The organism is Nitratireductor sp. GISD-1A_MAKvit (genome assembly GCF_040819555.1).
In the GTDB taxonomy this organism is placed as follows: Bacteria; Pseudomonadota; Alphaproteobacteria; order Rhizobiales; family Rhizobiaceae; genus Nitratireductor.
Map to the genome: position 1 here is coordinate 3,202,572 of NZ_CP161920.1, position 23,408 is coordinate 3,225,979.

At 59.4% G+C, this 23,408-nt stretch carries 21 protein-coding genes and 5 pseudogenes; 14 read left to right on the forward strand and 12 right to left on the reverse strand.

The features are described 5' to 3' along the window. Nucleotides 1–31 precede the first annotated feature (31 nt). Nucleotides 32–424, reverse strand: a complete 393-nt coding sequence (locus AB2N04_RS16710; protein ID WP_367715680.1) for a hypothetical protein — start codon at nt 422–424, stop codon at nt 32–34. A gap of 102 nt (nt 425–526) precedes the next feature. Between AB2N04_RS16710 and AB2N04_RS16715 the strand changes: the two genes are divergently transcribed. The 9 genes and pseudogenes from AB2N04_RS16715 to AB2N04_RS16755 form a co-directional block, all read left to right on the forward strand. After that, a complete protein-coding gene (locus AB2N04_RS16715) occupies nt 527–811 on the forward strand; it encodes a transposase (RefSeq protein ID WP_367715681.1) in 285 nt (94 codons plus the stop codon). A gap of 123 nt (nt 812–934) precedes the next feature. Continuing rightward, complete coding sequence (gene tnpB / locus AB2N04_RS16720; RefSeq protein WP_317090526.1) at nt 935–1,285, forward strand: IS66 family insertion sequence element accessory protein TnpB; 351 nt, start codon at nt 935–937, stop codon at nt 1,283–1,285. Nucleotides 1,286–1,345: 60 nt separating this feature from the next. After that, nucleotides 1,346–2,977: an IS66 family transposase gene (locus AB2N04_RS16725; protein WP_367715683.1), complete on the forward strand. Its 1,632-nt coding sequence runs from the start codon at nt 1,346–1,348 to the stop codon at nt 2,975–2,977. A gap of 2 nt (nt 2,978–2,979) precedes the next feature. Then, nucleotides 2,980–3,201, forward strand: a complete 222-nt coding sequence (locus AB2N04_RS16730) for a hypothetical protein (RefSeq protein WP_317090528.1) — start codon at nt 2,980–2,982, stop codon at nt 3,199–3,201. Between the two features lie 162 nt (nt 3,202–3,363). Continuing rightward, a pseudogene (locus AB2N04_RS16735) lies at nt 3,364–3,893 on the forward strand (transposase); the annotation flags it as partial. A gap of 110 nt (nt 3,894–4,003) precedes the next feature. Next, nucleotides 4,004–4,387, forward strand: a complete 384-nt coding sequence (locus AB2N04_RS16740; protein WP_283801727.1) for a transposase — start codon at nt 4,004–4,006, stop codon at nt 4,385–4,387. Continuing rightward, on the forward strand, nt 4,384–4,737 hold the full coding sequence (gene tnpB, locus AB2N04_RS16745; protein WP_206554899.1) for an IS66 family insertion sequence element accessory protein TnpB: 354 nt from the start codon (nt 4,384–4,386) through the stop codon (nt 4,735–4,737). The genes AB2N04_RS16740 and tnpB (AB2N04_RS16745) overlap by 4 nt, the downstream gene beginning before the upstream one ends. Before the next feature lie 29 nt (nt 4,738–4,766). Continuing rightward, nucleotides 4,767–6,351, forward strand: a pseudogene (locus tag AB2N04_RS16750) (IS66 family transposase). A 30-nt stretch (nt 6,352–6,381) separates the two neighbouring features. Continuing rightward, nucleotides 6,382–6,666 (forward strand): annotated as a pseudogene (locus AB2N04_RS16755) (DDE-type integrase/transposase/recombinase); the annotation flags it as partial. Nucleotides 6,667–6,902: 236 nt separating this feature from the next. Here AB2N04_RS16755 and AB2N04_RS16760 read toward each other — a convergent pair. Next, a pseudogene (locus AB2N04_RS16760) lies at nt 6,903–8,160 on the reverse strand (IS110 family transposase). A 137-nt stretch (nt 8,161–8,297) separates the two neighbouring features. Here AB2N04_RS16760 and AB2N04_RS16765 point away from each other — a divergent pair. After that, a pseudogene (locus AB2N04_RS16765) lies at nt 8,298–8,648 on the forward strand (integrase core domain-containing protein); the annotation flags it as partial. A gap of 924 nt (nt 8,649–9,572) precedes the next feature. Here AB2N04_RS16765 and AB2N04_RS16770 read toward each other — a convergent pair. Then, on the reverse strand, nt 9,573–9,851 hold the full coding sequence (locus AB2N04_RS16770) for a hypothetical protein (RefSeq protein WP_367715686.1): 279 nt from the start codon (nt 9,849–9,851) through the stop codon (nt 9,573–9,575). A 155-nt stretch (nt 9,852–10,006) separates the two neighbouring features. Between AB2N04_RS16770 and AB2N04_RS16775 the strand changes: the two genes are divergently transcribed. The 3 genes from AB2N04_RS16775 (at nt 10,007) to AB2N04_RS16785 (ending at nt 12,467) form a co-directional block, all read left to right on the forward strand. Then, nucleotides 10,007–10,324, forward strand: coding sequence for a helix-turn-helix domain-containing protein (locus AB2N04_RS16775; protein WP_367715688.1), 318 nt, complete (start codon nt 10,007–10,009; stop codon nt 10,322–10,324). A 927-nt stretch (nt 10,325–11,251) separates the two neighbouring features. Next, nucleotides 11,252–11,647 carry a hypothetical protein gene (locus AB2N04_RS16780; RefSeq protein WP_367715689.1) on the forward strand — a complete coding sequence of 132 codons (396 nt, stop codon included), beginning with the start codon at nt 11,252–11,254 and terminating at the stop codon, nt 11,645–11,647. Then, nucleotides 11,592–12,467: an O-antigen ligase family protein gene (locus AB2N04_RS16785; RefSeq protein ID WP_367715690.1), complete on the forward strand. Its 876-nt coding sequence runs from the start codon at nt 11,592–11,594 to the stop codon at nt 12,465–12,467. Before AB2N04_RS16780 ends, AB2N04_RS16785 begins: the two co-directional genes overlap by 56 nt. 623 nt (nt 12,468–13,090) lie before the next feature. Here the strand turns inward: AB2N04_RS16785 and AB2N04_RS16790 are convergent. From AB2N04_RS16790 to AB2N04_RS16825, 8 genes are all read right to left on the reverse strand, one after another. Beyond that, entirely contained in the window at nt 13,091–14,020 is a 930-nt protein-coding gene (locus AB2N04_RS16790) for a hypothetical protein (protein ID WP_367715692.1), read from the reverse strand. Between the two features lie 1,145 nt (nt 14,021–15,165). Next, nucleotides 15,166–15,759: a dTDP-4-dehydrorhamnose 3,5-epimerase gene (rfbC, locus tag AB2N04_RS16795; RefSeq protein WP_367715693.1), complete on the reverse strand. Its 594-nt coding sequence runs from the start codon at nt 15,757–15,759 to the stop codon at nt 15,166–15,168. Then, nucleotides 15,756–16,637: a glucose-1-phosphate thymidylyltransferase RfbA gene (gene rfbA, locus AB2N04_RS16800; RefSeq protein WP_367715694.1), complete on the reverse strand. Its 882-nt coding sequence runs from the start codon at nt 16,635–16,637 to the stop codon at nt 15,756–15,758. The genes rfbC and rfbA overlap by 4 nt, the downstream gene beginning before the upstream one ends. 19 nt (nt 16,638–16,656) lie before the next feature. Further along, nucleotides 16,657–17,556 (reverse strand): glycosyltransferase family 2 protein, encoded by a 900-nt coding sequence (locus AB2N04_RS16805; RefSeq protein WP_367715695.1) that lies wholly within the window; start codon nt 17,554–17,556, stop codon nt 16,657–16,659. Nucleotides 17,557–17,921: 365 nt separating this feature from the next. Continuing rightward, nucleotides 17,922–18,590 carry a helix-turn-helix domain-containing protein gene (locus tag AB2N04_RS16810; RefSeq protein ID WP_367715697.1) on the reverse strand — a complete coding sequence of 223 codons (669 nt, stop codon included), beginning with the start codon at nt 18,588–18,590 and terminating at the stop codon, nt 17,922–17,924. 68 nt (nt 18,591–18,658) lie between these two features. Continuing rightward, a complete protein-coding gene (locus AB2N04_RS16815; protein ID WP_367718841.1) occupies nt 18,659–19,021 on the reverse strand; it encodes a DNA-binding response regulator in 363 nt (120 codons plus the stop codon). 127 nt (nt 19,022–19,148) lie between these two features. Continuing rightward, nucleotides 19,149–19,766 (reverse strand): response regulator FixJ, encoded by a 618-nt coding sequence (gene fixJ, locus AB2N04_RS16820; protein WP_367715699.1) that lies wholly within the window; start codon nt 19,764–19,766, stop codon nt 19,149–19,151. Beyond that, complete coding sequence (locus tag AB2N04_RS16825) at nt 19,759–21,246, reverse strand: PAS domain S-box protein (protein ID WP_367715701.1); 1,488 nt, start codon at nt 21,244–21,246, stop codon at nt 19,759–19,761. Before AB2N04_RS16825 ends, fixJ begins: the two co-directional genes overlap by 8 nt. A gap of 204 nt (nt 21,247–21,450) precedes the next feature. On the opposite strand from AB2N04_RS16825, the gene AB2N04_RS16830 reads away from it, so the two are divergent. Beyond that, nucleotides 21,451–21,765 carry a DUF6455 family protein gene (locus tag AB2N04_RS16830; RefSeq protein WP_367715703.1) on the forward strand — a complete coding sequence of 105 codons (315 nt, stop codon included), beginning with the start codon at nt 21,451–21,453 and terminating at the stop codon, nt 21,763–21,765. A 262-nt stretch (nt 21,766–22,027) separates the two neighbouring features. Here the strand turns inward: AB2N04_RS16830 and hemN are convergent, their stop codons facing one another. Then, entirely contained in the window at nt 22,028–23,404 is a 1,377-nt protein-coding gene (gene hemN / locus AB2N04_RS16835) for an oxygen-independent coproporphyrinogen III oxidase (protein ID WP_367715705.1), read from the reverse strand. Between the last annotated feature and the right edge of the window lie 4 nt (nt 23,405–23,408).

A 23,408-nucleotide genomic window follows, 5' to 3' on the forward strand; every position in this document is an offset into this window, starting at 1 on the left:
GGGTTCAGGGGCATGCCGCCCCTCCCCTGTTTCACCCTGCAATGTGTGGCAGCAGTCTACGCGTTCTGCAGGAGAGTGAAGCACCTGAAACCTTTGTTGAGACTTTTATTCCACGCCACACGCGACCGCGTTTCTCCACCAGATACCGATCGTCATCCAGCTCTGAAAGCGCCATGCGAACAAGGGAGGTGGCCCTGCTCCTGTGCGACCTGGCTGCTTCCTGGATAGCCAGTCTTGCTGCTCTCTGCCGGATATAGGGGCTTTGTGAAAAGGCAGCGCACCAACTGCCAATCTTCGTCGCCAGCGCACGCACATCGTGCCGTGGAAGATTGTCCAGATCACTTGCCTTGATCAGCTTGCGCACACTCTCCCTGAACTTGGCCTCGTTCTTCTCAGCCGCGATGATCTCGATTGAACGTCCCATGTTCACGGGACCGCAGCGAAGTTGATAACCTAGGAACTTGAAGGTAAGGCTCCGGGGGCGGCCGTCTGATCACGGCTACGATCCGATGATAAGTCCGACGTTATGTCCGACTTTATTTACCGCCCGCAAATCGAGGTTCTTTCCGCTGCTGATGGTGTTCGCCGTCGGCAGTGGTCAGATGAGGACAAGCTCCGGATTGTCGAGGAAAGTCTTGTTGGCTATCGACAAGTGACTGCCACGGCACGGCGGCATGGCATTTGTCGCTCGCTGCTAACAACCTGGCGTCGGCAATATCGGAACGGTGAACTTGGCGCTTCCCGCTCCGCATCCTTTGCGCCGGTCACCGTGACGAAGGATATCCCCGCCTCTCAGCCAGGGCCCGGTTGATCCCGTTGAGCCGGCACGGGGCTCTGAGGTCGAGATTGCCCTGCCCAATGGCCGCCGGCTCATCGTGTCCACCGAAGTGGACCCGAACACACTTGCCCGGCTTTTGTCGGTGGTGGACGGGCAATGATCGCGTTTCCGGCGGGCGCGAAGGTTTGGATCGCTGGCGGTGTGACCGATATGCGGCGGGGCATGAACACGCTGGCGCTGCAGGTGCAAGAAGGGCTCGGCCGCGATCCGCATGCGGGAGAGATATTTTGCTTTCGGGGCCGCAAGGGCGATCTGGTGAAGATCCTGTGGCATGATGGTGTGGGCATGTCGCTCTATTTGAAACGCTTGGAGGCGGGCAAGTTCATCTGGCCGGTGAGCCGGTCTGGCGAGGCGGTGCAGATCTCGGCGGCGCAGATGGGCTATCTTCTGGAAGGGATTGACTGGCGCAATCCCCGTTGGACGCAACGCCCTGCAAAGGCTGGATAAATTTGGCCAGCAGGCTTGTTTTTGTTGGCGTTTTGCGGCCTCGGATGGTAGACATCCGCCATGTCGAATACCGCTTCCGAACTCGTCAGATTACGCGCTGCCCTGGCCGCCGCCGAGGCCCGTGCAGAGGTTGCGGAAAGCGAACTGGCACAGACCCGTGCGGTCGTTTCCTGCTCGGAGGCGATGATCCAGGAGCTGAAGCTGGAGATCGCCAAACTACGCCGCGACAAATACGGCATCTCGTCGGAACGGCGCGCCCGGCTGATCGATCAGCTGGAACTGGAGCTTGATGAGTTGGAGACGGCGGCCACCGAGGATGCCCTGGCCGCAGAGCAAGCGGCCGCCAAGGCTACCACAGTGCGGGCCTTCACGCGCCGTCCCCCTGTGCGCAAGCCGTTCCCCGATCACCTGCCGCGCGAGCGGGTGGTCGTCGAGGCCCCCGACACCTGCGGCTGTTGTGGCTCGGATCGTCTCGTGAAGATGGGCGAGGACATCACCGAGACACTGGAGGTGATCCCGCGGCAGTGGAAGGTGATCCAGACCGTGCGCGAGAAGTTCACCTGCCGGGCCTGCGAAAAGATCAGCCAACCGCCGGCTCCGTTCCATGCGATTCCGCGTGGATGGGCCGGGCCCAGCCTGATCGCCATGATCGTCTTTGAGAAGTATGGCCAGCACCAGCCGTTGAACCGGCAGGCCGAGCGGTTCGCACGTGAAGGCGTCGAGCTGAGCTTGTCCACCCTGGCAGATCTGATCGGGCATGCCGCTGTTGCATTGGAGCCCATCCATGCCTTGATCGAGAACCATGTGCGCACCGCACACCGCCTGCATGGCGACGACACGACCGTGCCGCTTCTGGCGCGGGGCGGTTCGAAAAAGGCCCGTCTGTGGACCTATGTGCGCGATGATCGGCCCTGGAATGGCGGCGCACCACCGGCCGCGCTCTTCCGCTTCTCCCGCGATCGCGAGAAGACCAATCCCAATCAGCACCTGGCCGGTTGGCAGGGCATTCTGCAGGCCGATGCTTATGGCGGATACAACGATCTCTATCGCGCGGACCGCGATGCGGGGCCCGTGACCAGCGCCTTGTGCTGGGCCCATGCGCGCCGGAAGTTCTTCGAACTGGCAGACATTGCCGGGAACGTCCGCAAGGGCAAAACCGCCCATCAGATCTCGCCGGTCGCGCTTGAAGCGGTGAAACGGATCGACGCTATCTTCGACATCGAGCGCGGGATCAACGGGCTTGATTCCGATGCCCGTCTTGCCGCCCGCCAGGAACTGTCCCGCCCCTTGGTGGACGACCTCCATGACTGGCTGCTGGCAGAGCGCGCGAAACTGTCCAGGCACAACAAGGTGGCCAAGGCGATCAACTACATGTTCGAGAAGGAAGGCCGTTGGCAGGCCTTCACGGCATTCCTCGATGACGGGCGCATCTGCCTGACGAACAATGCGGCCGAACGCGCCCTGCGCGGCGTGGCCTTGGGCAGAAAGTCATGGCTGTTTGCCGGCTCCGAGCGCGGCGGACAGCGGGCCGCCGCCATGTATACCCTCATCGTCACCGCAAAAATGAACGACATCGACCCGCAGGCATGGCTCGCCGATGTTCTCGCCCGGCTGCCCAACATACCCGTCTCGCGCGTGCACGAACTTCTCCCCTGGAACTGGAAGGCCCAGCCCCTGAGCAAGGCGGCGTGACCATGCAGTTGAACAAGGTTCATTTCGTCAAGACCATCGATCGTGTCGCCGCCGAGCTGGGGGAGTCCGTCGATCGGCTCTTCGATCTCGCCTTCGATATGGAGCCCGAAGATGGCGTGATCTGGGTCTACGGCCCCAACGATGACGGCGTCATGGCCTTCTCACCGTTCGGAATCGAAAACCTACGCGAGACCATCAAAATGAACCGTGAAAGCGGGTCCTGACACCGCCGCGGTCCTCACCGAATGCTTACACTTGAAGCCACGATCAAGCCGTCTGATGGTGACGGCGCGTTTAAGCCTTAACGAGCCATAGTGGCAGTGACCTGCTCCCCTGAGATGTTCGCGATTTTGGGTTAGCCTGTTCCTCAACGAAGGAGACAGGCAATGAAACGGTCACGGTTCTCGGAAGAACAGATCATCGGCATTTTGAAGGAACATCAGGCGGGTATGACGCCGGCTGAACTGTGCCGCAAGCACGGCATCTCTGATGCGACGTTCTACACCTGGCGCAAGAAGTACGGCGGCATGGACGTATCGGATGCCAAGCGGTTGAAGGCGCTTGAGGAAGAGAATGCGAAGCTGAAGAAGCTTCTGGCGGAGCAGATGATGGATGTATCGACGCTCCGCGAGATGCTGACAAAAAACTTCTGACGCCCGACTCCAGGAGGAAAGCCGTGAGTTGGGCAATCGAGATGAAGGACTATTCTCAGCGGCGGGCCTGTGCCTTGGTTGGCATTGCGCCGCGCGTCTTCCGTTACCAGTCGAGCCGGCCGGACGATGCCGGCCTTCGACAGCGATTGCGTGAGCTGTCGTCGGAACGGCGGCGGTTCGGTTATCGTCGCCTGCACCTGCTTTTGAAGCGGGAGGGCATCGCGGTGAACTGGAAGAAGCTCTATCGAATCTACAAGGAAGAGCGTAAGCGCCGTCAGGACCCCACCTTTTCTTATTTGTGGTGATGCTGGATTCCCTATCCGTTGTAGATTTGGCAATGGAGGAAGGGTTGGGCGTCCATAGAGAGCTCCATATGGAGTCCATTTGCGGTTATGCAATTTTGCCGCGCGATGCGGGGAAGCGACGCTGGCCGGATGAGGTGAAAGGCCAGCTTGTCGCGCAGAGCTATGTGCCCGGAGTGACGGTGAGCGAGGTTGCCCGCCGGGTTGGTCTGCGGCCCAACCATCTTTCGTCGTGGCGGCGTTTGGCCCGTGAGGGCAAGCTTGTGGTGCCGGATCTTCCCGGAGCGGAGTTTGTGCCGGCCAAGCTTGAACCGGCTGCCCCGGCAATTGCGGAGGATGCAAGGCCGTCGGCCGCGGTGGAGATCATTCATGACGGCACCACAATCCGCCTGGAAGCGACTGCGAGCCCGGACAGGATTGCCGGGATCGTGCGCGCGCTTGGGCGCGCGGCATGATTTTCCCCTCGAACCGGGTGCGGATTCTGGTGGCGACAAAGCCCGTTGACTTCAGAAAAGGACACGATGGGCTAAGCGCCCTGGTCCAGACCGTGCTGCGCAAGGACCCGTTCACCGGCACGGTATTTGTGTTCCGGTCCAAGCGGGCCGATCGGCTCAAACTGCTTTATTGGGATGGGACCGGTCTGGTGATGGCGTATAAACGTCTGGAAGATTCGACCTTCACCTGGCCCGCCATCAGGGATGGTGCGATGTCTCTGAACCATGCCCAATTCGAGGCGCTGTTCTCAGGCCTGGACTGGCGCAAGGTGAAGGCGTTGGAGGCGCGTTCGCCGGCTGCGGCAGAGTGAATCATCCGTTTGAATTTACGCGCTTTCCTGTGCTTCCCAAGGTATGTTCGGCGCATGTCTTTCACCCCGGATATCGACCTTGCCGCCATCCCGCTGGAGCAGCGCGGCGCTGTCGCCGCACTGGTGCGCGAAGTGGCCGAGCTCAAAGACATCAACAAACGCCTGGAGCATTTGGTCGCGGAATTGAACCATGCGGTTCATGGCAAGCGGTCGGAGAAACTGAGCGAAGACGAGCGGCAGTTGGCGTTTGAAGACCTTGAGACCGCCACCAGCGAGGTCGAGGCCAGAAAAGAAACATCTGCTTTCTCCGAGAGGGCCAAAAAGCGGACGAAGCCCGCTGCAAGGCGCAACATTGGCAACCTTCCCGATCACCTGCCGCGCATTGAACAGGTCATCGAACCCGACAGTCTTGAGTGCCCCTGCGGCTGCGGAGAGATGCACAGGATCGGCGAGGATCGCAGCGAACGGCTGGACATCGTGCCCGCGCAACTGCGTGTGATCGTGACCGTGCGGCCCAAATATGCCTGCCGGTCCTGCACGGATGGCGTCACCCAATTGCCGGCTCCGGCTCATCTGATCGAGGGTGGACTGCCTACCGAGGCCACCATCGCTCATGTGCTGGTGTCCAAATACGCCGATCACTGTCCGCTCTACCGGCAAAGCCAGATCTTGGCCCGCTCCGGGATCGACATTCATCGCGCGACACTGGCCGATTGGACTGGCAAAGCCGCCTTCCATCTCAAACCGGTCGTGGACCGGCTGGCCGAGCATGTGAAGACCTCCACGAAGCTGTTCATGGACGAAACCACGGCACCGGTGCTCGATCCGGGGCGCGGCCGCACCAAAACCGGCTATCTATGGGCGCTCGCCCGGGACGACAGGTCCTGGGGCGGCGGCGATCCGCCGGGGGTTGTGTATTTTTATGCACCGGGCCGCGGGGGCGAAAACGCCGAACGCTTTCTCGCCGGCTTCAACGGCATCCTCCAGCTTGACGGCTATCAGGGCTACAACCGTCTGACACGTCCTTCCCGTAAGGGAGGTGACCCCATCCGTGTTGCCCATTGCTGGAGCCACGCACGGCGCAAGCTGAAAGAGGTTTTTGACCGCGACGGCTCACAGATCGCCGCCGAGGGCCTGCGACAGATTGCCGGGTTCTATTCTGTGGAGGCCGACATCCGTGGAACGTCTCATGGCCAGCGCCTCTCGGCCCGGCAGGCCCGCACCGCACCTCTGGTGGCCGAGTTCGGGCAATGGCTGCAAAGGGAGCGTCTGCGCGTCTCGGTGAAGTCGCGCCTGGGCGAGAAGCTCGCCTATATCCACCGCCACTGGGAGGGCTTGCAAACCTTCCTCACCGACGGCCGCGTCGAAATCGACAGCAACAGCGTTGAAAACCTCATCCGCCCAATCGCGCTCAATCGGAAAAATGCCCTTTTTGCCGGCCACGACGAAGGTGGAAATGCCTGGGGCCGGATCGCATCCCTCGTCGAAACAGCAAAGATCAACGGCGTCGAACCCTTCGCCTACCTCAAGGCCACGCTCGAAGCCATTGCAAACGGATATCCCAAAAGCCGCATCGACGATCTGCTGCCCTGGAACTTCAAAGCGTCAAGCTGAAACTCCTGTGAGCCGCTGACAACGCTTACGGAAGAGCGGCTGACAGTGCGCAAACGCGGCGGCCGCAAGCGAGCTTTGGGCACGCGAGCGCCGATGGCGGTCCCGCAGTATCCGAACCAGAGATGGAGCCTTGACTTCGTGTCGGACACGCTGGTCGACGGCCGTCGCTTCCGCATCCTGTGTGTCATCGATGACTTCAGCCGGGAATGCCTGGCAACGGTGGTCGATAACTCACTCTCGGGTGAACGTGTGGCCCGCGAACTGGATGCGATCGCCGAACGGCGCGGCTACCCCTGCATGGTTGTCAGCGACAACGTCCTATATCGGGAAGATTTGGCTGCTTAGGTCAGCAGGTCATGGGGCATCCGGTGTCCCGGATGCCCTGATATGGTTGCCCAAGCGGTCTCCGCCGTCAAGAAGCGGTCTCTCCCATAGCAAACACAGGGTACGCACGATTGCGGCCCTCACCGTCCTTAAGACGAGATCCAAATTCCCAAGCGGAAGACCTGAACATTATCTACGAGGTCAGCGAACTGCCTCCACGGCTCTTATCAGACAAGGGTCCTTCCGCCTGGACTCACCCCCTCGAAGAAGGGGCGATAGGGTTCGCCGTGCTTGACCACAGCGTGTACGGTGCGCGCCATCTTGGCCGCGATGGCGGTGTAGGCCTTGCGGCGCAAATGGGCGTTATGTCGATCTCGTGCGATGTAGCGTTCGAACTTGTCGCGGAAGCTGTTCGTGCGTTTGAGTACGGCAACCTGCCCAGCCATCCAGAAGGTCGCGCTATAGTCGGGCATTGCCGTATTTGGAGATCCGGCTCTGGCCGCGGAACATGCCGGACTGGACGGTGGCGAGGTCCATGCCGCAGAACTTCAGGAATTGGCGGTGATGGCGAAAACGGCGCAAATCCCCGGCCTCTGCCAGGATGGTCAGGGCGTTGATCGGGCCGATCCCGGGGATGGTTGTCAGAAGCTGGTAATCGGGATGATCGGATAGAAGCTCGACGGCCCGCGCCTCGATCTCGTTGCGTTGGCGAACCAGGCTTCGGCCTTCGGCCAACACGAGGCGGAACATGCGCACGGCGTCGGAATCCGGGTGAACCGGCAGGCCCACAGAGCCAACCGCCGTTGAGTAAATATCTGAGAGCAGGCGCTCTTTGGACACCTTGCGGCCGACCACCTGCCAGGCGTCGGCGACGAAGACCTCCTTGCTCATGGCCGTGATCATGCCGGGCGTTGGATACTTCTCGAGAAAGGCGAGAAACCAGTCGGTTCGCGAGCTTCGATGAAACCGTTCGGCCTCGGGAAAGTAGAGCGGCAGGTAATGCGTCAGAATGCGGTGCCAGAGCTCGGTCTTCGAACGCGAGACGATCTCATGGGTCTTCGACAACTCCTGGATGTCGGCAACGCCGGTCGCAAGCGGATCGTGGAAGAACTGCACCGCGCCGATCTCCAGCATGCGCAGGATGACCTGGGCGTCCTTCGGATCGTTCTTGTCCCAGCTGTTGTGCAGGGCCTCACGCGTTCGAGCCAGGCCAACAGAGGACACGAGCTTCAGATCGAACCCGGCCTGGCCGAGATGATGCGCCAACGGTCGATGATAGTTGCCGGTCGCCTCGAACCCGATCCTCACAGGCAGACCGTAGTCCATAAGTATGGCGGCCAAGCGCCGAAAGTCGTCGAGTGTGTTTGTGATCGTCAATCGACGGCGGCGCTTCTTGCCAGGCGCGCCGATCAGCACCTCATGGCGGTGCTTGGAAATGTCGATGGCGACCAACAAGGTCGAGGCGGTAGTATCGGTGGCGGTCATAGCCGGTCTCCTCAGCGGTGTGATTTGTGCAAAACCACTGTTGAGACCTGAGACCCGGTTATGGCCACCCGCTGCGCTATTTGGGGGCTGCGCGCGCGGCCATAACCTCAAACAAGCGCTTCTTCCCGAGGTGCTACGGGTCGAGTTACATCTCTGGTGAATTGGCCGATTGGCTTGAAGACCGGCAAATCGATCATGTGCGGGGTGCGCCTTACCACCCCCAGACCCAGGGCAAGATCGAGCGCTGGCACCAGACTCTGAAGAACCGCATCTTGCTGGAAAACTACTACCTGCCCGGTGATCTCAGGCAACAGATCGATGCATTTATCGATCATTACAACCACCGGCGCTATCACGAGAGCCTCCAAAGCCTCACCCCGGCCGCTGTCTTCTTCGGGCGCGGCCAGACCATTCTGAAACAACGAGAAAAGATCAAACGGAAGACCATCGAAACCCGGCGCTTGCTTCACCGCAAATACGCCGCATAATCACAGCAATCAGATGAGCCAGATCCTCTCTTAGCTCAGGACAACAAATGTCCCAAAATCCCTGACGACGGACACTCATTCGTGTCGTCAGCCTGCCGAGATTTTTGCTCTTCCATTCCCGCCCCCACAGTTCGTTGCTTGCACCCATAGCGGGCAATCCATTGCGAGCCGGTGAGAGAGATCGTTCAAATGCAACCGATCTCGGAACTAAACAACATTACTGCTCAACGAGGCTCCGGAGCGTCACTATGTGCGTTTCTGTAATTCCGATTCCAAAACATGGAGTAATGGGGGGAATACGTTCAGAACAGTGCATCACCATGTGACCCGAACAGCGCCAGCACTAACCGAAGCGGCCCATCCGGCGGTGAAGCACCCGCATGACCTGCTCCCGGTCATAGCCGTCGTCGACCAACCGTCGCCTTGCGTACCTGAGAATCCACTGCAGCGCGTTTGGACGAAGTGAAGGGTTCCGCGCTGCTGCGCTTGCGAAAGCTGCCACGGCAGCAGCAACAGCAACATCGATGGCTGACGCTTCTGGCCGTCTCTCCGCTGCCAGCCGTTTTCGGTAGCGCTGCTGGCGCTCCCTGTGGGATGCATCATCTGACTTCCCTAGTCGGGGCATCTTCATTCTCCTCTGTCCCGTCACTACGAGACAAGGATACCGGACACCCATGCAAGGAACAAAAGCCGGTGGAAGGAGGACAAGGAAGCGACTGTGCACGAACAGCGACAGCCACCCTTCCCTCCGCTCGAGCACGTCGTTTGCCGGAGTAACGCTTTCCACTGTCTCGGAATCGACTTTTGAGAGATCTGAATCGCTTGTTCGTGAAGCAGAATCCGCAGAAGATCTCAATTTATTTTGAAGAGATGCCTTGCCTGCACATGGAGATGCATTCTTCAGCTGTCAGAATCGCATTTCCCTTATCCGGAATCGTTGGTCCGCATTCCGGAATCGGCTTCCACCGATCCGGAATCCACACATCTCAATTTATTTCGCGTTGCAGGCACTGCATTATGCGCTGGCTGCATCTCATCACGCATCATTGCGCATTGCCGCACCTGGTCGATGACTTGAGCAAGCGGCTCGCCTTCAAGTGTTCCGTGCTCAACAAGCGCCTCAGCTACAAGCCTGATCCCGCTGACATTCTGTCGAACCAGTGAAAGTGCTTCTGCATAGGCTTCGTCCAGACGCTTACTCACTCTCCCTCGCATTTCGGGATCGCGTGCGAGAGCATCCTCCCAGCCATCCGGTGAACGATAGACGAGCGACAGGACGGATGATGAAAGACAAGCGAGTGTGAGAGCGAAAAGCTGTGCAGACATAGCCAAAAGCGCTAACTGCCACTGATCGTGAGATGGGTTTACTGTTGCGGCGCAGGCGCAAGCAGATTGGGCTCACCCAAGCTGATTTGGGAACAGCATTGCATGTGTCCACGCAGCAAGTTCAGAAATACGAGTGTGGTCATGATCGCATCAGCGCCGCGAGCTTGTATAAGGCCGCGCAGTTGCTGGGTGTTCCCGTGACCTACTTTTTCGATGAGGACGAGCTGCCTCCGGCAGCTACCTGCCAGGAGCGCGTCTGCCTCGATCTCGTGGAAGCGTATCTACGCATCAAAAACCGAGAGCGGCGTAAAGCATTGCTTGCTTTGGTACAAAGCCTCTCCGACACATGAGAAAGCAGCACCCCAACCTTATCGCCGACAATCGCCGCTGACTGATAAGGGACCGCTGAGCAGCGGTGCGGCGATTTGCCCTGTCCCGTATTGTTCGCGGCAGCAACCACTCCGCGCCCTCCCGAATCTCTTTCCGAGGTGGCTCCCTTTGAGAGCACCGATCAGCATGTCGGCAGCATGGCCAATCGGAACACGCAATGCCCCTTGACTGCATCACAAATGTGATCCACAAAACTGCTACACAGAGTGCCGATCGGCGCTGCCAACCCCTTGGGCTTCCAAGCGGGCGGTGGATTACGTGCGTACACTGGCTTAGAATCCTAGGCCCGCTCTCGATAGCCATTGCGCTGGTTCGCGCGCAGCGGTGCACGTTCGCCACGGGAAGCACCGCAAACGACGCTCACATTTATATCCATCAGCCGCTGCGTCGCCGATGAGTTCCTTGAGAAAATCCGTGTCGTCGCTATTGGCGATCAGCGCCGGAAGTTCAATCATGCGCACGATCATCCAATAGAACGCACTGGGAGGGTAGAGCCACGAAATTCCACCCAATCATTGCTATGCAGATCTATCACGCCTATACCGAGAAAAATACGACGTGCAGATGGATAAAAAATTCATCACGACATTATTATGCACATATAAAATAAAATACACGAGATATAATTAAAATATTATAATTTGTATTAATTTATATATGTTATATTTATGTGAAATATTCACTCTCAACAATCCTCGAATACCTGATGGATGAAACTTCGCAAATTCCAAAATTTAATTGGTCATTCTAAGCGCGCTGGCCTCCCATTACGATGTAGGCGGAACGGTGCCAAACCGAACTCTCCTGCAAGCCAAAGCATGACGATCTGCGCCAGATCGTGACGCATGCGCTGAGCTAGCAAAAGAGCTTGCCGGACGGAACCCTCAATGAAATATCGTAATATCAACCGACTCTTTACGCTGGCCTGTTTCTCAATGCCGCCGATAGTCGGTTCTGCGACAAGCGTGATCTGGCACGGTGGCGCGCTGTGCTGTGTTTTCGAGGTGGTTACGGGACGGAAGCGGCTGAGCACCGACCGCACGATGCGCTGGATAGCCATCCTAATGCTGCTTTATGTGGCGGCGAATCTTGTCGCCTTTCTGGCCAATGACCCTTCTTGGCAGCGTGTCTACAAACTCCTACCGCTTGCGACCTTCGCTCTGTTTCCCTTTTCCTACTCGATCTGGACAATCGCCAATCGGGACGAAGTGGCACAGGCCCGCACTCGTGGGAGCGGTCATTGCAAGTTTCGGCGCGCTGATTTTTGCCTTTGTGCAGTCTGAGTTTCTCGGACTGCGTGCCGAGGGTGGCGCGGGCAACGCACTTGTGTTTGCGGATGTGGCTTGCCTTGCGGGGCTCACCTGTCTGGCAGGGGGACTTATCCTCGACAGTAAGAAGGCGCTTTTTCTCCTGCTAGCCTTCGCCGCTGCTTTTGGAGCCGTACTGCTTTCAGAATCACGTTCTGTCTGGCTTGTCATGATCGTGCTCGCTCTCCTGCAACTCTTCATTTTCCGCGCGCGCGTCTTTACGGTCCTGCGCGGGCATGTGCTCGCACTGCTGGGCGTCGCCCTGCTCTTGCTGATCCTAACCTCCGGCCTGATCGTCAGCCGATTCGATGCTCTCTGGCAGAATGTCGATAGACTTATGACCGGGGGTGACTACAACACCTCCATCGGATTGCGGGTAGCGCTCTGGGAAAGTGGCCTTCGGCTCTTTGCCGAGAGCCCGATTTTCGGTCACGGAATGCAGAACACCTCGGCGCTCATCAAGGAATATGTGCTGCGGGATTTCGGCATTGAGGTTGGGTTCACCCATTTCCACAACGGCTTCATGACCATCTTTATCGAAGGGGGCATTGTGGCAGGGTGTGCGGTGATCGCGATGTTCGCGGTGATCACCGTCTTTGCAATCAAGAGCCTTGGAAACAAAGAGGACCCGCTTGCCCGTCTCGGCGGCGCGATGCTGCTCATGCTTGCAGCGGTCTATGCCGGAGGCGGCAGCGTGAATGTCATGTTCGGCCATGACATTCTCGACGCCGTTTTCATGGTCTTTCTGATCGTGGGGCTCTTCCTGGCGCAGGGAGAGACGCGTGGTTTTGATTGAAATACAACCTTTGCCTATGCGCTTCAAAAGCGTTGAACATCGTCTCCTCCGAAAAGTCGAAATGTAGGGCGCGTTGCCAGAAACGTGGGACTGGCGACAGAGTGTGTACCGATCTGTAATTGATGACCTTTCCCTCACATCATTCAAAGGCCTCACTGCGTACCATCAGACGGGTGTTGAGCAGCTGATCGACCTGTTCTGGTGAACGCTCAGGACTTTCAGAGTTATCACTCTTTGGAGCCACCCTGTTATCAGTTACCCGAGCCTCACGCCCCCCCTTGACTGCACCACAAAAGTGCTCCACAAAACTGGCGCACAGAGAGCCGATCGGCGCTGCTAACCCCTTGGACTTCCAAGAGGGCCTTTGATGCTTGTGCAAGCTGGCTTAGAATCCAGGTTCCCCAGCCAGTTTCTCTTTCACATCCGCACATTGTTTTCTTACGGTGAAGTTTCGGCAGCCTCGTCAAACGGGGCGCGAGTGAGAGCGGACCGAGCCCTCTCTTATTGATATCGATACCTTTGAAGGGCTCAGCAGCAATCGTCAGCGCGCAGATCCAAAACGCAAACGGAGATGAACGCGCGAAGGGCTGTTCTCCGCGCGCCATTCTCTCCATATCGCTCCGTCAGAACTTGCCGACCACGTTCAAAAACACGCCCTGATCGTCGAGCGTAAGGTCTCTCAGGTCGTCGGAAAAACGCCCGAAATTATACCCCACACCAACTTTGAAGTTGCTTCCGACATGGCGGTAGAGTGCCGTCAGCGCACCGAAGTCGGTGGTGTCGGCCTCGGGCATGTGCAGCACCCTGCCCTCAAGCAGAAGATCCCATTTCCTGATCACGTGCAGATCGGCCCGCAGAATTCCCAGATGCGCCGACGAGCGCTGCCAGTTCTGCTCGAAACCCGTGCCCGAACCGCTTGCAGTGCGGTATTTCACCTCGCCATATCGGAAGCCGTATTTGCCGCCGATGGAAAGCCAGGGCACCAGGTCATAGGTCACGTCGGCAGACAGAATGTGGCTGCGCTGGGCTGGCGCATAGGCATCGCCCGTAGCGCCGCTGACCAACTGGTTGTTGCCAGGCATGTCGTAGAGCCAGGTGTATTTGAACAGCGCGTTGAGCCGGTCGTGATCCACCGGTCGATAGGCATAGCCCAGCGACGCCTCCACATAGTCGGTATCCTTGAACGAGGTCACCGTCGAGCGTGTGTCGGAAAGGACCGCGTCGATATTGGCCATCAGGCGCCAGTTTTCGCTGGTCTTCCAGGAAACGCCCGCAGCGAACAGATATGTGTTCTGGTCCCGCGTACCGTCCTGGGAATCCTCGATGCGAACCTCGCCACGGACCCGCGCGGTGATGCCCGCTTCTTCATCCTTGTAGGCCACGGCCAGTGATGGCGCGTATCGTTCGAAGTCGGAGCGCTGGAGGCCGGTTGCCGGATCGATCGTGTCGTCGCGCACCTGCCCGGCCTCGAAGCCCGCATCGACGGTCCACACATCATCGGGCGTGTAGATCACGCCATAGGTCTGGGTGAGCGCGCGGCGTTTGCCAAACATGTCGTAGCTGCTTTCGGCATAGGCCCGAGGCCATGTCGTCCATGCGGCGGCGCACGCCCGCCACGATCGCGCCCCTGTCCGAGCCGACAAGGTCATGACTGCGATTGAGATCGAAGGCACGGTCGGGATCGAGCCTGTAGCCGATATAGTAGTGCTCATCGTCATTGGGGTCGTAGTTGAGGGCGGCAAGAGCGCCGAGCCCGTGGGTGCCGTAGGAGACCTCGCCGGAAACACCCACCATTTCCGTCAGTTGCACCTCTGCACCGACACCGATGCGATCGTTGCGGTCAATGTCGCCCGAACGCTCTAGGGTCGCCTGCCCGAACACATAGACAAGATGATCGTCGTCAAAGCGATGGTCGATGCGCACACCGGCATCGAGACGGGAGCCATCATAGCCGCTTTTGCCTGCCGAAATGGCGCGTGGCGACATGAGCTCGGTGTAGGAAACACCGAAGGAGACCTTCCAGTATTCATCCACCTGCCAGGCAATCGAGGAGGTGCCGTCGCGCTTGATCTGGCCATCATCGTCGCGGAAATCGTCATAGGCGAGCTTCAGCCCAACCCGGTCGTTCAGGGCGAGATCGGCATGCGCACCCCATATCCGCCTGTCGACATCCACCTCGTCGTAAAGCGTGGAGAAGCCGGCCTGCTTTTCCTCGTAATAGCCGCCGAGCGTTCCTTTCATGCCGGCGCTTTCTAAGTCCTCCAGATCGACCTGACCGCGCACCCGCCAGGCCATGGCCGAGCGGTCACGGCTGCCTGCCGTGCCGTAATCGCTGGAGGTCAGTCCACCATCCGTCGAGCGTGAAGAGCCAAAGCCGGGACCTTTGGAATGCGCCATTTCAGCTTCAAGAAAGGTGGTTTCTGAATGACGCAGCTCGATATCGGCGCCGAGCGCCTGCTGATCGGCAAGCCCGGTCGTTTCATTCATGCCGGTCACGCCGACACGAACCCTGTCGTTCACCCAGTGCTGGGCGCGACCGCCATAGACATAGCCGTCGACATCCCCGGCCACCGGTTCGAACTCGTATTGCGCGGTCAGATAGACCTTGTTGCCCCCGAGCGCCCCGTTTCGAACCGGAGCATCGGTTCCCGTGGAGGAGGAGAGCGGTCGATTCAGGATGATGACGCCCTGCATGTAATCAATGCGGTAATCCTGTCCGAACTGCAGCACGCGTCGCTCGATGATCCGGCCGGTGACACCATCGCGGATTTCGACGGTGACCGTTTCCGAGCCCTCGACAATATCCTGCCGTTTCAGGAAATAGGCCGAGCCGCCGGTGGCGAGAAAGGCCTCCCGCTGCGGCAGCGTGTCGGGCTGTGCAGCATAGAGCGTCACCTCGGTGCGCCGTGTGCTCCTCCAGCGTGACAAAACCATGGGCAAAGCCCTTTGGCACGAGCAGCTGGTTCCAGCGCTCCTCGGAAAGCTCGACGCCCACCCATTGTCCGAAGGTCGCCGAATCGCGCCGGATGTCCACCGCCACGTCGAAGATGCGTCCCTTCAGGACACGGACCAGCTTGTCCTGCGCTCTGGGCGGGAGCTGGTAGTGAAGGCCACGCAGCACGCCCTTGCGGGCCGAATAGGACTGGTTGTCCTGTACAAAGACCAGATCGATCCCATGGGCCGCGAGCTTTTCCTGGTTGTAGGTCTCCGAGAAATAGCCGCGCTCGTCACCGAATTTTTCAGGCGTGATTTCGAAGACACCTTCCAGCCCGAGGGGGCGAACCTCCATCACTGCAATTCTCCTTCCTCGACACGGCGTTTCAGATAGGTTCCATATTCGGTCTTGCCGAAGATATCGGCTCTCGCAAGCACCTTTTCCTTGCTCAGCCAGCCCATATGAAAGCCGATTTCCTCCGGACAGGCGATCTTGATGCCCTGCCGGTGCTCGATGGTGCGCACGAAAGCGGAGGCCTCGTGCAGGCTGTCATGCGTTCCGGTGTCCAGCCATGCGTAGCCGCGCCCCAGCTGCTGAACACACAGGGTTCCACGCTCCAGATAGGCGTTGTTCACGGCAGTGATCTCAAGCTCGCCACGCTCCGATGGGGTGATTCCGGCGGCGATTTCCACGACGTCGTTGTCGTAAAAATACAGGCCCGTCACCGCCCAGCTTGACTTGGGAACCCGCGGTTTCTCCTCAATGGTCTGCGCCACGCCCGTTTCACGGTCAAACGAGACGACACCATAGCGCTGCGGGTCGTCCACCCGATACGCGAAGACGGTAGCCCCCACCTCCTGCTGCAGCGCGGAGCGGCAAAGGTCGGGCAATCCGACGCCGTAAAAGATGTTGTCTCCCAGGATCATCGCCACCGAATCGTCACCGATGAAATCGCGCCCGATGATGAAAGCTTCCGCAAGACCGTTCGGCTCGGCCTGTTCGGCGTAGGTAAGCTCGATGCCGAAATCTTCCCCCGTGCCCAGAAGTTCGCGGAAAACTGGCAGGTCGCGCGGGGTGGAGATGATGAGGATCTCGCGGATGCCCGCAAGCATCAGCGTGCTTAACGGGTAATAGATCATCGGCTTGTCGTAGACAGGCAGAATTTGCTTGGATACGCCGAGAGTGAGCGGATATAGACGCGTTCCGCTCCCTCCGGCCAGAATGATTCCCTTCAACACGACCTCCAGTTACACGTCAAAGCTTTCCGACGAACGCGGCCAGGTAGAGCGCGATGTTGGAGGGCAATGACTGACGGTGTATCCCACATTGCCACAACCTTGACGTGCCTCGCAACAACATCGCCTCCCTGACCGCACGAAATCCTGCCAGCACACGTCGGCCTTCATCATTGAGCAGATCGCCGCATTGCTCCAGCGCAGCGATATTGACCGAGTTCCAGCCTGCGAACCGCCCTTCGGCAAGAGCCACGAGACGCTTGCGGCGCGCGCGCCATCCCTGATTTTCCCCGATGAGGTTGCCACCATGCTGACGATAGGCAATGTGCGCCTGCGGATCGTAAATCACCAGCCCGCCGGCTCCGGAAACGATCTGATAGCACCACCAGTCATGACTGACAAAACTAGTTCTCAACGCACTCGCGCGCACGAGATTGTGCGCAGCCGCATTGAGAACAATCGTGTTTCCTCCTCCAATACTCTGGACAATGGCATTTTCGAAACAGGGTTTGCGCACAAACAGTGGTGAAAATCCGCATTCGGCTCCGAAACGGTCCACCAGACGCGTGCGGCCGCAATACATGGCCGACTGCCCACCCCCTGCTTCATCAAGTTTTCTTACCGCACAGGAAAGTTTGTCTGCGTCCCACACATCGTCCTGATCGCTGAACGCAACGAAAGCACCTTCGACCGCATCGTTGGCCATGAGCGAGCGGAAATTTTCCACATAGCCCTGTTGTGGCCCTTCGAGTATGAAAAAACTGCCTTTCACCCACTGACGCTGCCACCGCTCAAGGCACGCACGGGTTCCATCCGTGGATCCGTCATCGCTCACCCAAAGATCGATGTGCGGCCAATCCTGATTGGCAATTGAAGCAAGTTGCTCATCCAAAAACTCGGCACCGTTATACGTTGCCAACAATACGGAAATTCTTCGCTTTTCAGACACTGCTTATTCCCGAGGCGAACATTGTCAGAACGACAATTCCGATTCGTCCTCTTTGACCCGTGACAATGGAAATCTGTTGTGAACTGCAGACACGGCCACGAAACAGCTGTCTAAACGTTTACTGACTTAAAATTCAGCATCCCAAGAAAATACCGTATCCCAGCGAACAATGCCTGTTCATGCCCGTGTGTAGCATGCACAAACGGTCACCTCCAGCCGCGAAATCGCCGGAGGGGGCATCATCTGATATCGAGCTATAGAATGAATGCTTCGCCACACGCTGTGGCCCTGGAGGAATAAGCGTGTTGCCAGCAGAGAGATAGGCTCTGCCTCCCTCAGTCACACATCGCCCGCAATGCGCTGACATCCAGCACTTCCACCGTGCGTGTGTTCACAAGACGCACGAGCCCCCTGGATTTGAATTTCGAGAATGTGCGGGACACGGTTTCGATCGTCAGGCCGAGATAATCGCCAATGTCGGTGCGCGACATTGCAAGCTGCACCTCGCGGTCGCTGTTCTGGCGTTCCATCATGTCAAGCAGGAAGGCCGCAACGCGCTCGGCGGCATTTTGCCGGCCAATCACCAGCAGGTGTTCCTGGGCGCGCACAAGTGCAGCCAGCGCCGCATCCAGCGTCTGGCGCCAGTTCGTTTCCCCCGCCGGCTGACGGAAGACGCGAACACCCGCCTCCCCCACGGCCTCGGCAAAGAAATGATGCTGGCCATCGGCCTCGAAACCGAAAACCTCGCCCGCCACGTGAAAGGCGCTGATCTGGCGGCGCCCGTCCGCGAGAAGGCGATAGAGGCGCACCGCGCCGAACTCGACCTGATAGAGAGCCCCCGCCCGCTCACCCTGGCCGTAGATCTCCTCATTGGCGCCATAAAATACGACTTGATGAGGCTGATCGGGCGAAAAGGATGCTGGCCTTCTGCCAATCTCGGCGTGCTGCCTGCCTGCTCCGGAATGAGCGGTGTGTGTATGGGCGGTCGCGGCCTGTGCAAACATGGGTGCCTCCGTCATGTGACGGCCCATATGTGCCCCGTAAGAATGTCGCGCGAAATTCGGTTTGTCCCCTACGGGTATCTACGTAGTGCGCGATCTTGCAGGCGATTGCCCTCCTCGAGAAGAGTGTGCACCGCATTCACCACTGCGCTGCCCAGGAGCGGCTTCTGGATGGTTCGCAAGTGTTCGGCCCGCGGCATGTCCTCAAGCGTGTCGGCAAGAAGAATCACCGGTCCTTTCTCTTCCACAAGCCGTGTCACGGAGACGCCCGCGGTCGTGAGCGTGTCATGATCGACGATCGTGCAGTCTGCCTTCCCGCGCAGGCGCCAGGCGTCATCGAAACGGTTCGGCACGACCACGTCGAACCCCTCCGCTTCAAGCATGAAACGCAGCGACAGGCGAAAGGCGGTATCAGGCGCCACCACGAGAATCATTCCAGCCACGTCCGGCATCTCCCCACTGCCGGGAGAATGTAGGCCATCCGCCACGGCAGCATGCATTGTCAGCCAGAGCGGGCCGCATTGCATTGCGCTGGATCAAAATGCCGCACAAGGTGCGATGTCAGGGGGTGGCTTCCTCCGCCATCAGCGCCATTCGCACCAGTTCGGGGAGATTCCGGGCCTGCATCTTGGCCATCACATTGGCGCGATGCACTTCCACGGTTCTGGGGGAAATATCGAGCTCGAAGGCGATTGTCTTGTTGGGCAGACCGGCGACAATGCGATGCATCACCTGCTGTTCGCGCTCGGATAGAAGCAGAACCCGCTCGCGCACCATGCCTGCGTCCGCGCCCGCCTGCGGTCTCTTCTCCAGCTTCCCGATCGCGCGTGAAACGGCTTCCATCAAAACCTCGTCGGAAAAAGGTTTTTCAATGAAGTCCAGCGCCCCGGCCTTCATGGCCTCCACGGCCATCGGCACGTCTCCGTGCCCGGTGATCACGATGGTCGGCAGCATGTTCCCGCCCTGGCCAAGCCGGCGCAGGAGTTCGACACCGCTCATGTCCGGCATGCGCAAATCGGTGATGAGACATGCATTGCCGAGCTCTGGTGCGATTTTCAGAAACCCGGTCGCAGAATCATGCACCCGCGCCGCATGCCCCGACATGGTGAGCAGGAACGCCAGTGATTTGCGCACCGGTTCCTCATCGTCGACAATATGGATCACCACGTCCTCAGGCATTCTGCATTTCCTGTTCTTCCAGTGCCGGTAGCGTGAAACGGAACGTGCTGCCTCTCGCCGAGCTTTCGGTCAGTTTCAGCACGCCGCCATGGGCTTCGGCAATCCTCTTGGAAATCGCAAGCCCCACCCCCATGCCGCCCCGTTTGAACGAAACGAACGGCCTGAAAAGATCTTCGGCAATCTCATCGGGAACACCCGACCCCGTATCCGAGATATCGATGTCGATCGAACCGGCTCCATCGGCTGCCACCGAAACCCGGAGCTCGCGCTCATCGCTCTCACGCATCGCCTCCATGGCATTGCGCATCAGGTTTATCAGAATCTGCTGCACCTGCACCCGGTCGACAAACACCTTGCCAAGCTCGGGTTCGAATTCGAACACGGTCCGAATGCCGAGCTCGCGTGATCCCATCAGCGCCAGCGCCGCAGCCTCCTCCACGAGATTTTGCAGGTTCTCGGCCTGTTTTTCGCTTTCCCCGCGTGAGACGAATTCACGCAAATGCCGGATGATCTGCCCGGCACGCAGCGACTGTTTTGTGGTTTCTTCAAGCGCGTCGCGCATACGTTCGGCAAGCGGGTGGTCGAAATCGTTCAGAAGGCGCTTGCAGCCCTGCACATAGTTCGAGACCGCAGAGAGTGGCTGGTTGAGTTCATGGGCCAGCGTCGAGGCCATTTCGCCCAGCTCGTTCAGGCGCGCGAGCCGGGCAAGTTCCGCCTGCACCTGTTCCATCTGCGCCTCGGTCTCAGCACGTTCGGTCAGATCGCGAATGAAGCCGGTGAAGTAGGTGTGCCCGCCGCTTTGCATTTCGCCCACGGCCAGCTTCATCGGAAAGGTCGAGCCATCCTTGCGACGTCCCACAACCACCCGGTCGATACCGATGATGCGTCGTTCGCCGGTTCGTTTGTAGCGTTCGATGTAGCCGTCATGCTGACTCTGATAGGGTTCGGGCATGAGCATGCTGACATTTCTGCCCCGCGCCTCTTCCTCCGTATAGCCGAACTGGCGCACCGCCGCCCGATTGAAGGAAACCATGATCCCTCTGGTGTCGATCACCACGGTAGCGTCGGGAACCGTGTCGAGGATCGAACGCAGATGCGCATCGCGTGCATCGAGCTGGCGCCGCACCTGTCGCCCCGCGTCCTGTGCGTTGAAATAGGCTCCACCGACATGGGCCAGCAAGACAAGAAACGCAAAAAGGGCGGCAAAAACCGGCAGCGAGAGGGGCATGGTCGCCATCAGGCCGACAATGGCGATGGCCCCGGATGTAAGCGCAACCGCAAGGAGACCGGCAGCGCGACCGCCGAAGATCGACGCATATAGGGCAACGAGAGACGCAAGAAAGAGTATCCAGATGCTGCTGAAGGCGGTGTCCAGCCAAAGCAGTGCGAGAAGCATGGCAAGGCTTCCACCCACGGCCACGGCATAGCCGGCTGCGCCGGCACGCCGTGCCGGTTCGGCCAAATCATAAACAGGACCCACGCTCGCCTCTTCGCACCAGTGCCTTCTCACCTTCATTATTTCGACAGCGAAGAGATACTGCAAGTGACGTGCTGACGCGGGGCACCGCCGGAAGCCCCCAGTCGCCCCTCCCCCAAGTGGCCCCAAGCCGCCCCATCACTTGATGCAGCGCAAAGACAGTCAAACGGAAACGCTCAAGACTGGGCTTTTACCGGGGATTTTATCATGAAGCGCCTGTCAAACCACACCGGGACGCGTGCCAGGCTGATGAACGGGATGATGGAGCGCTGCAGTGTCGACCTCCAGCAACTCACCGCAGAACGCGTTCAGCCCACACGGGCCGCAGCCCTGCAGTCCTGCGAGGTGTGCCGCAACGCCGTTTCCTGCGCAGTCTGGCTGGCGGCAACCGCAGGAGAGTCGGCCTGCACACCACCCTCGTTCTGCCCCAACGCAAAGGTCTTCGAAGCGCTGAAAACGGTTCTCGGGGAAGACAGGCGAAGCAATCAAACAGGAAGCCGCATCAACGCGTCCACGGATTGAGCGGGATTGGCCGGACGGATCGAGCCCCCCATCCGTCCGGCCGCCGCCGTGTGATTGTGACAGACCGACCCATCGGGCGGCACCGACGGTAGAGCCATGCGACAATTCCTGCACGACGGCAGTTCGTCAAAGGCGTCGCGAACGAGCGACCAAAGGGCTCGCCTACACCTTCCCTACCGCATGGCGGCAGGTTCGAATTTGCGCTGGCTCAAATCTGCAAAAAAAATCCGGGCAAGGAGCGCCGCGGTCGAATAGCTGAACGTCACACCGCAGCCGAGTGACGCGCTCCTCCCCGTTTCAAATACTGGTCGAAGAGAGCAGCCGTCGAACGGACCAGCGGTCGCGCTTCCTTTTCAACCATGAACAGTCCTCGATGTTCCCGCAGACCCGTCGCGTTTCCCCGCTCTTGCAAGAGAGCCCGCGCTTCCTCCACGATCCTTTGCCCGCAGGCACCGAACCGCTGTATGGCTTCATCCCCTGAAAACGCGAAATCGCACATCAGGCGTTCGATCACCCAGGCTCGGGCGTGGTCTTCTTCGCTGAGCGCAATGCCGCGCACCGTCGCAAGCTCGCCTTGGCGCACGCTGCGCTCGTATTGCGCGGTCGCCGGCATGTTCTGGGCATAGCCCCGTGGCAGACGCGACACCGACGACGGGCCAAGACCGATCAGCCTGCGGCAGGCATCCTCGGTATAACCCTGAAAATTCCGGTTGAGTCGCCCTTCCCGCGCAGCCACGGCCAGCGGGTCGTCCGGCTTTGCGAAATGGTCGATCCCGATCGTTTGATAGCCTGCTTCCAGAATGACGCGCGCTGTCGCCTGCTGTTGTTCGAAACGCTGCTCCGGCCCCGGCAGCCAGGCCTCGTCGATCATGGTCTGGTGCTTCTTGAACCACGGCACATGCGCATAGCCGAAAAGCGCGATCCGGTCCGGTGAAAGTGTCAGCGCCTGGCGGATCGTGTCGCTGACACTTTGCAGCGTCTGGTGCGGCAGGCCGTAGAGCAGATCGAGATTGACCGACCGCACACCCCGCGCCCGCACGCCGTCCACCACCGCCTTGGTCTGTTCAAACGTCTGTTCGCGGTTGATCGCCTTCTGGACCCGCGGGTCGAAATCCTGAACGCCGAGGCTTGCCCGCGTCATGCCGATTTCAGCGAGTGCGTCAAAGCGCGTTTCATCCATGTCGTTGGGATCGAGTTCCACGCTGATTTCGGCATCGCTGGCGAAATGGAATGCACGCTTCAGCGCTGCTCCCAGCCGAACGATGTCGTCTGCGCGCAGCATGGTCGGCGAGCCGCCACCGAAATGGAGCGCACGGACACGCCCGCGCCCATCCAGAATCTCACCCACCGTGCGGATTTCGCAAAAAAGCGCATCGAGAAAGGCGGCGACCGGTTCATAGCGGCGCGTCATCTTGGTGTGGCAGGCGCAGAACCAGCACAGCCGGTCGCAGAACGGGATGTGCACATAGAGCGAGAGATCCTCTCCCTCTCCCGTCTCGGCCAGCCAGCCACGAAAGGTTTCCCCCGTCACGCCCGCATGAAAGTGGGGCGCGGTGGGATAGCTCGTATAGCGCGGCACCGCCTCCGCATAGCGGGCGGCAGCCCCTGTTCCGCTGACCTGTTCTCCTGCGCGCTGCATGGCA

Bases quoted from the DNA above. Each gene is read 5' to 3' on its own strand.
- AB2N04_RS16710 (WP_367715680.1), bottom strand. From the start codon at position 424: ATGGGACGTTCAATCGAGATCATCGCGGCTGAGAAGAACGAGGCCAAG.
- AB2N04_RS16715 (WP_367715681.1), top strand. From the start codon at position 527: ATGTCCGACTTTATTTACCGCCCGCAAATCGAGGTTCTTTCCGCTGCT.
- tnpB (WP_317090526.1), top strand. From the start codon at position 935: ATGATCGCGTTTCCGGCGGGCGCGAAGGTTTGGATCGCTGGCGGTGTG.
- AB2N04_RS16725 (WP_367715683.1), top strand. From the start codon at position 1,346: ATGTCGAATACCGCTTCCGAACTCGTCAGATTACGCGCTGCCCTGGCC.
- AB2N04_RS16730 (WP_317090528.1), top strand. From the start codon at position 2,980: ATGCAGTTGAACAAGGTTCATTTCGTCAAGACCATCGATCGTGTCGCC.
- AB2N04_RS16740 (WP_283801727.1), top strand. From the start codon at position 4,004: ATGGAGTCCATTTGCGGTTATGCAATTTTGCCGCGCGATGCGGGGAAG.
- tnpB (WP_206554899.1), top strand. From the start codon at position 4,384: ATGATTTTCCCCTCGAACCGGGTGCGGATTCTGGTGGCGACAAAGCCC.
- AB2N04_RS16775 (WP_367715688.1), top strand. From the start codon at position 10,007: ATGGGTTTACTGTTGCGGCGCAGGCGCAAGCAGATTGGGCTCACCCAA.
- AB2N04_RS16780 (WP_367715689.1), top strand. From the start codon at position 11,252: ATGAAATATCGTAATATCAACCGACTCTTTACGCTGGCCTGTTTCTCA.
- AB2N04_RS16790 (WP_367715692.1), bottom strand. From the start codon at position 14,020: ATGTTTGGCAAACGCCGCGCGCTCACCCAGACCTATGGCGTGATCTAC.
- AB2N04_RS16810 (WP_367715697.1), bottom strand. From the start codon at position 18,590: ATGTTTGCACAGGCCGCGACCGCCCATACACACACCGCTCATTCCGGA.
- AB2N04_RS16815 (WP_367718841.1), bottom strand. From the start codon at position 19,021: ATGATTCTCGTGGTGGCGCCTGATACCGCCTTTCGCCTGTCGCTGCGT.
- fixJ (WP_367715699.1), bottom strand. From the start codon at position 19,766: ATGCCTGAGGACGTGGTGATCCATATTGTCGACGATGAGGAACCGGTG.
- AB2N04_RS16830 (WP_367715703.1), top strand. From the start codon at position 21,451: ATGAAGCGCCTGTCAAACCACACCGGGACGCGTGCCAGGCTGATGAAC.
- hemN (WP_367715705.1), bottom strand. From the start codon at position 23,404: ATGCAGCGCGCAGGAGAACAGGTCAGCGGAACAGGGGCTGCCGCCCGC.